The sequence below is a fragment of the Paenibacillus thermoaerophilus genome, assembly GCF_005938195.1.
In the GTDB taxonomy this organism is placed as follows: domain Bacteria; phylum Bacillota; class Bacilli; order Paenibacillales; family Reconciliibacillaceae; genus Paenibacillus_W; species Paenibacillus_W thermoaerophilus.
Map to the genome: position 1 here is coordinate 21273 of NZ_VCQZ01000032.1, position 7175 is coordinate 28447.

A 7175-nucleotide genomic window follows, 5' to 3' on the forward strand; every position below is an offset into this window, starting at 1 on the left:
ACCGCCCGGTTTCCATGTAGAATGGGGGTACAAGCGAAAGGAGCACCGCCATCGTGAAAGTCATCGTCTCCACTCTCAACGCCAAATACATTCATACGTCGCTCGCCCTGCGGTACCTGAAGGCGTACAGCGAAGGCGAGTTCGATATCCATATAGCCGAATATACGATTAAAGACCCGCCGATGAACATCGTATCCGATCTGTTCGCCAAGCAGCCGGACGTCGTCGGCTTCTCCTGCTACATCTGGAATATCGAAGAAACGATTAAAGTCATCTCCATGCTGCGGAAAATTCGCCCCGATCTGACGATCGTGCTGGGCGGACCGGAAGTGTCGTACGATACCGCCTACTGGATGGAGCGGCTCCCGGAAGTCGACTTTATCGTCATGGGCGAGGGCGAGCAGACGTTCCGGGATCTGCTGCGCGAGCTGGCCGGAAGCCGCCGCTTCTCCACCGTATGGGGCATGGCGTACCGCAGCGCCAAAGACGGGAGCGTCATGATCAATCCGCCGCGGCCCAAGCTGGATCTGAACGAAATCCCGTCGCCGCACCGGTTCGAGGAGGATGTGCCGTCGTTGCCGAACCGGATCGTCTATTTCGAGACGAGCCGGGGCTGCCCGTTCAGTTGCCAATTCTGCCTGTCCAGCATCGAGACGGGCGTGCGCTACTTCGACTTGGAGCGGACGAAGGCCGATCTGCTGTATCTGATCGACAAGGGCGCCAAGCTGATCAAATTCGTCGACCGGACGTTCAACATCAAGCGCGAATACGCGATGGAGATTTTCCAATTCCTGATCGACAACCACAAGGGCTGTGTGTTCCAATTCGAGATCACCGCGGATATTATGCGTCCCGAGGTGCTGGACTTCCTGGCGGAGCATGCGCCGCCGGGCATCTTCCGGTTCGAGGTCGGCGTGCAGTCGACCAACGACCGAACCAACGAGCTCGTCAAGCGCCGCCAGAACTTCGCCAAGCTGACGCGTACCGTGACGAAGGTCAAGGCCAGCGGCAAAATCGCCCAGCATCTTGACCTGATCGCCGGTCTGCCGGAGGAGGATTACGACCGGTTCCGGCAGACGTTCGACGACGTGTTCGCGCTGCGGCCGGAGGAGCTGCAGCTCGGCTTCCTGAAAATGCTGCGGGGAACGGGCCTGCGGCACGACGCCGACAAATACGGCTACGTCTATATGGACCACGCACCGTACGAGATGCTGAGCAACGACATTATGCCCTTTACGGATATCGTGCGAATCAAGCGGGTCGAGGACGTGCTGGAGAAATACTGGAACGCGCACCGGATGGACCGGACGCTGGAATACCTCATGCGGGCGGAGTTCGTGTCGCCGTTCGATTTCTTCCAGGGATTCGGCGACTACTGGGAAGCGCGCGGATGGCAGAAAATCGGCCACCAGCTCGAAGATCTGTTCACGAGGCTTCGCGCGTATTTGACGGATCGGGGAACGCCGCGAATGGACGTCATCGAAGGGCTGATGAAGCTGGATTACTTCATGGCGCACCGCTACAAGCCCCGTAAAATTTGGTGGGACGACCGGACGGACAAGCAGGAGCGCGCCAAGTGGGTGCGTCTCCTCGCCGAGAAACCGCTTCTGGCGGGGCCGGAGTTCGCGTCCTTAGGATGGAGCGAGGCCGAGCTGCTCAAGCACGCCGTCATCGAGTCCCTGCCGTTCGGCGCCTCCTTGATCGATCAGTTGGAGGAGCCGCCGGTGTCCGCCCGGGTTCCCGCATGGGTCGCCGCCGGCGAACGTCCGGGTTCGGCCGCGGCCAAGGCGATGCGCCAGGAGGAGCAGGCGCTGGCTGCCGCTTCCCGGCTCGAGTCGGTGCCGGAAGGCCGGACGCTGCTTGTGGTCGCGTACCCGCCGGACGGGTCGGGAGCGCGCGTGTTCAAAGCCAGCCTGTGAGGCTTTAACCCCTCGGACCGATGCGGGCGACACCCGTCTATCCGAGCCAATGCCGCTCATCGCGAGCGAAACGCATTGGCTTTTTTTCATGTGCGGCCCGCTTCGGTAAAGGTTGCTTGATCCCCTTCCTTTCCCTCGCGCCGGGGCTCCTTATGCGTGTAAGCTGGGGATATACCATATTCGTCGCGGAGGAGGACTCATTTACTCATTTGATTCCATCGCGGCTTGAATTGCTGGAAATCACGGACCGCCGCATCTGGGAGGCGCGGAGTCGGCCGAGCTCTACGGGGCTCGAAGGAACCTGCTGGAGGCAACGCCACCGCTCGGAACGCTGGTGTTTTACGACGCGGAGGGCGAGATCGGCGGCATCCGACGCAACCGGGGGCACGTAGGTTTGTCTCTCGGCGACGGCCGCGTGATTCATGCGTGGGATCGCGTCCGGATCGACGAGTGCCGGGCGGTCTCCGAGCTTGCGCCCGCTCCGGGATGGACGCGGCCCGCGCCGGCGGGTTGGGTGCCGGCGGAGACCGTGCTGCGCGGTTCCCGGGCAAAAGAATGGGACTGAACAGCCGCCTTCCTGCGAGGCGCTTCGGCTGTTCAGTCCCTGCCGTTCTAATCCTTCTTCAGCTTCGCGTACAAGTAATTATACCGGATGCCGTGCTTGATCTCGTCCGTCATGATCTCGAACAGCATGTTTTTGTACATCTCCCCGGGCACGGCGAAATAAATCTGGCGGTACAGCTCAAGCGCTCCCGATTCGCCCATGATCGCGCGCGTCAGTCCGTCGGCGTAACTGGCCGGCTCCTGGAACGGTTCCGCGTCCGCCGGAACCGTCAGGATCTGCCCGGTAAGCCCCGCGTAAATCTGCTGAAACATGGAACGGTGCTTGCGCTCGTCGTTGCGGATCGCCTCGATCATGGAAGCATCCGTCTGCGAGGGCGCATTTTTGGCCAGATAGTCGTAAAACTGCTCGTCGGCGCGTTCGTCCTTCACCGCCTCCCGGATCAGCGGCCCGGCCCGGTTCGGATCGGTCAAATACGGCGACAGGATAAACGGCGGATCGGCCGGACGCGGATAACCGTAAATCGGATAACCCCAAGCCGGGGATATTCCAGCGGGCTGCCAAGCGGTTCCGAGCATAACGATTTCTCCTCCGTAGGCGTTGTTCCTACAGCCTATGCAGAGGGGCCTTGTGCGGTTCGGCCGCAGGTCCCTGCCTTGCGGCGTCCGGGTAAGACAGCCTCGGCGCCGCATTCATAAAAAAAGACCACGAAGACATTCTCTGTGTCGACTCCAGTGGTCTGGTTAACCAATTCCAAGTATTTATATCGGGAATAAAGAAATTCTACCATCCGGACTTTAGGTTTGTCAAGCTCGATTTTGCGCCAAAGCCGGAACGCGGCCCGTCCGCAGTCCCGAAGCGCTGTGCCGCCGTTCGACAAAAGCCGGGAAGTTGTCTTCGTCCGTCAAGTTTTTTGTTGCAAAAATCCCGTTGACAGGGAATGTTCGGTTCTGATAGTATCGCTTTAACGAATTTAATCACATTGGAATTGTCGGAATTAAATGGTGTCAATCCCATTGTTGACCGTTCGTACGGAAGCAATCTCTTGCCCGAGAGATTGCTTTTTGTTTTTAGTTCCAAAAAGGAGGGGTTACCATGAGCGCCGCGGCATTGCTGCATATCGGCCATTTAAACAAGACGTTCGAAACGAACAAGGGACAGGTACACGCTTTGCAGGATATCAACCTGGACATCCATGAGGGCGAGTTTATCACGGTGATCGGCCCCAGCGGCTGCGGCAAAAGCACGCTGCTGAAAATAATCGCCGGCCTGGACGTCGACCATGACGGCGAGGTGAAGCTGGGCGGGGAAGAGGTGGTCGGTCCGGGCATCGACAAAGGGTTTATTTTTCAGGAGCCGCTACTGTTCCCGTGGCTGACGGTGGAGCGCAACATAGCCGCCGATCTGTCGCTGCGGGACCCGGCGATCCGCCGGCGGGTCGACGAGCTGATCGGGCTGGTTCGCCTGGCGGGCTTCGAGAAGGCGTTTCCCCGCGAGCTGTCCGGCGGCATGGCGCAGCGGGTGGCGATCGCCCGGGCGCTGCTGCGCAATCCGAAGGTGCTGCTGCTGGACGAACCCTTCGGGGCGTTGGATGCGTTCACGCGCAGCCACATGCAAGAGGTGCTTCTGGACATCTGGCAGAAAAACCGCACAACGATGATCTTCGTGACGCACGACATCGATGAAGCGATCTATCTCGGGAACCGGGTCGTCATCCTGAAGCCCCGCCCCGGCGCGGTCCGCAACGTCATCCCCGTCGACTTGCCGTTTCCCCGCAAAAAGTCGAGCGTGTCGTTTCAGGAGCTGCGGCACAAGGTGCTGAGCGAGTTCGAGAAGATCGACGAGCTCGAATTGATCGACAGCTCGGGTATTTGACCAATGAACGGAGGAATGCGTTATGCGTGAGCGCTCGCAGCCGCTGGCGGCGGGAACGGCGCGGCCGCCGGCCGGAAGCGGACCGGCGCCGAGGGCCGATTGGAAGGAGAAGCTCCGGTCGCTGGCGATCGGCTCGATCCTGCCGGTCGCTCTGCTGATCGTCTGGCAGACGATGGCCGAGCTGGAGTGGATCTCCGCGCTGCTGTTTCCGGCAAGGCGGTCGATTCGATCGTCCGGCTGCTGGAGAGCCGCCTGCTCGGATGGCGCGACAGCTACCGGTGATAACATTTCGAGGAGGAATGAGTCATGACGGATTCGCAAAAAAGCCAGGGAATCACGCTGGAAGCGGATGTGCTCGTCATCGGCGGAGGGCCGGCGGGGACATGGGCGGCGATCACGGCGGCTCAATCGGGCGCGAAGGTCGTGTTGGCGGACAAAGGGTTCTGCGGCACAAGCGGGGCGACGGCTCCATCCGGCACGGACGTATGGTACGTGCACCCGGAAGCGCAACTGCGCGCCGAGGCGAAGGCAAGCCGTTATAGCTTGGGCGGGCGGCTCGCCGAGGAAGCCTGGATGGACCGGGTGCTCGACCGGACGTACGAGAACATGAACCGGCTGTCCGAGTACGGCTACCCGTTTCCGCTTGACGAGAAGGGACAACCGCACAGGCACGGTCTGCAGGGGCCCGAATATATGAAGCTGATGCGCAAGCTCGTGCTGCGGGCCGGCGTCAAAATCCTCGATCACAGCCCCGCGCTGGAGCTGCTTGCGGATCAGCACGGCGTCGGAGGAGCGGCCGGCGTACGGACGCAGGCGGGGGATACGTGGACGGTGAAAGCGGCCGCGACGGTGATCGCGACGGGGGGCTGCGCCTTCCTGAGCAAGGCGCTTGGCTGCAACGTGCTGACCGGGGACGGCTACCTGATGGCGGCCGAAGCGGGAGCGGAGCTGTCGGGCATGGAGTTCTCCAACGCGTATGCGATCTCCCCGACGTTCTCGACCGTAACGAAAACCGCTTATTACAGATACGCGTCGTTCTACTACGAAGACGGCTCGGTTGTCGAAGGCGCGGGCTCCCAGCGGGGCCGGTCCGTCATCGCGCGCAATCTGCAGCAGGGGCGTCAGGTTTACGCCCGGCTGGATCAGGCGCCGAAGGATTTGAGACCGCTGCTTCGCATCGGCCAGACGAACTTCTTCCTGCCGTTCGACCGGGCCGGTATCGATCCGTTCACGCAGATGTTCCCCGTTAAGCTGCGGCTGGAAGGCACCGTGCGCGGAACGGGAGGCATCCACATCGTCGACGAAACTTGCGCCACCGGAGTGCCGGGGCTGTATGCGGCGGGCGACGCGGCGACGCGGGAGCTGATCTGCGGCGGCTTCACGGGCGGCGGAAGCCATAACGCGGCGTGGGCGATGTCGTCCGGTTCGTTCGCCGGCGAGGGAGCGGCGGCATACGCCCGCAAGCTCGGCGAGCGGGGCGTCAAGCGCAATCTGAAGGGGCTGTCCTCGACCCCGCTGACGGCCCGTCCGACGCCAGAGACACGGGAATATACGCCGGCATGGATTCGCGCCGTACAGGAGGAAGTCTTTCCGTACGACCGCAACCTGTTCCGTTCGGAAGCCAAGCTGAAGGGCTCGCTCGGAAGGCTGGACGACCTGTGGACGGAGCTGCGCCTGACGCCGGTCGAATGGAGCCGGGAAGGCGCGGCCGCCCGCGAGGCGGCGGCGATGGCGGCGACCGCCCGCTGGATGTACCGTTCGGCGCTGGCGCGAAAAGAAACGCGCGGCATGCACAAGCGGGAGGACTATCCGCAACTGGATGACGGACAGCGGTACCGGCTGATCTCCAGCGGTTTGGACGACGTGCGGATTCGTCCCCAGCCGGTGGCGGAGCCGGCGGGTGAACCCGTATGATCGAGATTCTCAGCGAGAGCAAGTGCATCCGCTGCAATCTGTGCGTCTCGGTCTGTCCGACCGACGTATTCGAGCGGAAGACGGGGGGCGTGCCCGTCATCGCCCGCCAGAGCGATTGCCAGACCTGCTTCATGTGCGAGCTGTATTGCCCCGTGGACGCGTTGTATGTAGCCCCGGACCCGGAACCGAACGCAACGGTCACGGAGCGGGAAGTAGAGGAACACGGGTTGATCGGCGGATACAGGGAACGGGTCGGCTGGGGTGCGGGACGCACTCCCGTAGCGAAGCACCCGGCCATGTACGAATTGTCGGTGCGGACGAGAATCGGGTAAGGGAGTGTCGTTCTGGCTGTCGGCCTGCTGGGAACCGCCCTGCTGGCCGCATGCGGCGATAAAGGAGCGACCCCGGCGGCTTCGCCGCCGGATTCCGGCGAGTGGAAGCGGAATGTGCTGAAGACGCTGAACGTCGGTTATATCGGCGCGACGAAGCAGAACATTCCGAACAGTCCGGAGGGCTGGGGCTATAAAATCGGCATTCTCGCCGAGGAACTGCAGAAGTACGGCATCACCGACATCAAATTCGTCGGGTTCCCCAACGGCCCCGATCTCAGCGAATCGCTGATCAGCGGCCGGCTGGATATCGGCATGCTGGGCGACACGCCGGCGAAGGAGATAACGTTTCGCTTCCTTAATATAAGGTCTGGTTCCGGGCAGCCGTCAGACGAACGGTCATGCGGCGGAACCTTGCAAAAAAAGGGCTGTTCCTGCGGAAAATATCCGCTGATATGCTCCCCTTAAGGTAGACAGGTGAAATAATAAAACCTGCTGCTGTAAAGGGAGTTTTTTTCATGCCTAATAAACAATATAGTGCGTCGGAGAAATTCGCCATCCTACAGGAAATCGAAA

At 61.5% G+C, this 7175-nt stretch carries 8 protein-coding genes; 7 read left to right on the forward strand and 1 reads right to left on the reverse strand.

The annotated features are described in order from the left end of the window. Nucleotides 1-53: 53 nt before the first annotated feature. Together FE781_RS16080 and FE781_RS16085 are read left to right on the forward strand one after the other, a co-directional pair. On the forward strand, nucleotides 54-1919 hold the full coding sequence (locus FE781_RS16080; RefSeq protein WP_138790635.1) for a B12-binding domain-containing radical SAM protein: 1866 nt from the start codon (nucleotides 54-56) through the stop codon (nucleotides 1917-1919). Nucleotides 1920-2253: 334 nt separating this feature from the next. Further along, nucleotides 2254-2484 (forward strand): hypothetical protein, encoded by a 231-nt coding sequence (locus FE781_RS16085; protein ID WP_138790636.1) that lies wholly within the window; start codon nucleotides 2254-2256, stop codon nucleotides 2482-2484. Between the two features lie 47 nt (nucleotides 2485-2531). On the opposite strand, the gene FE781_RS16090 is transcribed toward FE781_RS16085, so the two are convergent. Continuing rightward, nucleotides 2532-3059 (reverse strand): ferritin-like domain-containing protein, encoded by a 528-nt coding sequence (locus FE781_RS16090; protein ID WP_138790637.1) that lies wholly within the window; start codon nucleotides 3057-3059, stop codon nucleotides 2532-2534. Nucleotides 3060-3576: 517 nt separating this feature from the next. On the opposite strand from FE781_RS16090, the gene FE781_RS16095 reads away from it, so the two are divergent. The 5 genes from FE781_RS16095 to FE781_RS17925 all read left to right on the forward strand — a co-directional run bounded on the left by FE781_RS16095 (nucleotide 3577) and on the right by FE781_RS17925 (nucleotide 7067). Continuing rightward, the gene (locus FE781_RS16095) at nucleotides 3577-4356 is read left to right on the forward strand and encodes an ABC transporter ATP-binding protein (protein WP_138790638.1); all 780 of its coding nucleotides are present in this window, start codon (nucleotides 3577-3579) and stop codon (nucleotides 4354-4356) included. Nucleotides 4357-4378: 22 nt separating this feature from the next. Next, on the forward strand, nucleotides 4379-4666 hold the full coding sequence (locus tag FE781_RS16100) for a hypothetical protein (protein ID WP_138790639.1): 288 nt from the start codon (nucleotides 4379-4381) through the stop codon (nucleotides 4664-4666). Continuing rightward, entirely contained in the window at nucleotides 4663-6270 is a 1608-nt protein-coding gene (locus tag FE781_RS16105) for an FAD-dependent oxidoreductase (RefSeq protein WP_138790640.1), read from the forward strand. Before FE781_RS16100 ends, FE781_RS16105 begins: the two co-directional genes overlap by 4 nt. Further along, complete coding sequence (locus tag FE781_RS16110) at nucleotides 6267-6602, forward strand: 4Fe-4S dicluster domain-containing protein (protein ID WP_138790641.1); 336 nt, start codon at nucleotides 6267-6269, stop codon at nucleotides 6600-6602. Before FE781_RS16105 ends, FE781_RS16110 begins: the two co-directional genes overlap by 4 nt. A 114-nt stretch (nucleotides 6603-6716) precedes the next feature. Then, nucleotides 6717-7067, forward strand: coding sequence for a type 2 periplasmic-binding domain-containing protein (locus FE781_RS17925; protein WP_246068218.1), 351 nt, complete (start codon nucleotides 6717-6719; stop codon nucleotides 7065-7067). Nucleotides 7068-7175 lie beyond the last annotated feature (108 nt).

Bases quoted from the DNA above. Each gene is read 5' to 3' on its own strand.
- FE781_RS16100 (WP_138790639.1), top strand. From the start codon at position 4,379: ATGCGTGAGCGCTCGCAGCCGCTGGCGGCGGGAACGGCGCGGCCGCCG.
- FE781_RS16090 (WP_138790637.1), bottom strand. From the start codon at position 3,059: ATGCTCGGAACCGCTTGGCAGCCCGCTGGAATATCCCCGGCTTGGGGT.
- FE781_RS16105 (WP_138790640.1), top strand. From the start codon at position 4,663: ATGACGGATTCGCAAAAAAGCCAGGGAATCACGCTGGAAGCGGATGTG.
- FE781_RS16110 (WP_138790641.1), top strand. From the start codon at position 6,267: ATGATCGAGATTCTCAGCGAGAGCAAGTGCATCCGCTGCAATCTGTGC.
- FE781_RS16095 (WP_138790638.1), top strand. From the start codon at position 3,577: ATGAGCGCCGCGGCATTGCTGCATATCGGCCATTTAAACAAGACGTTC.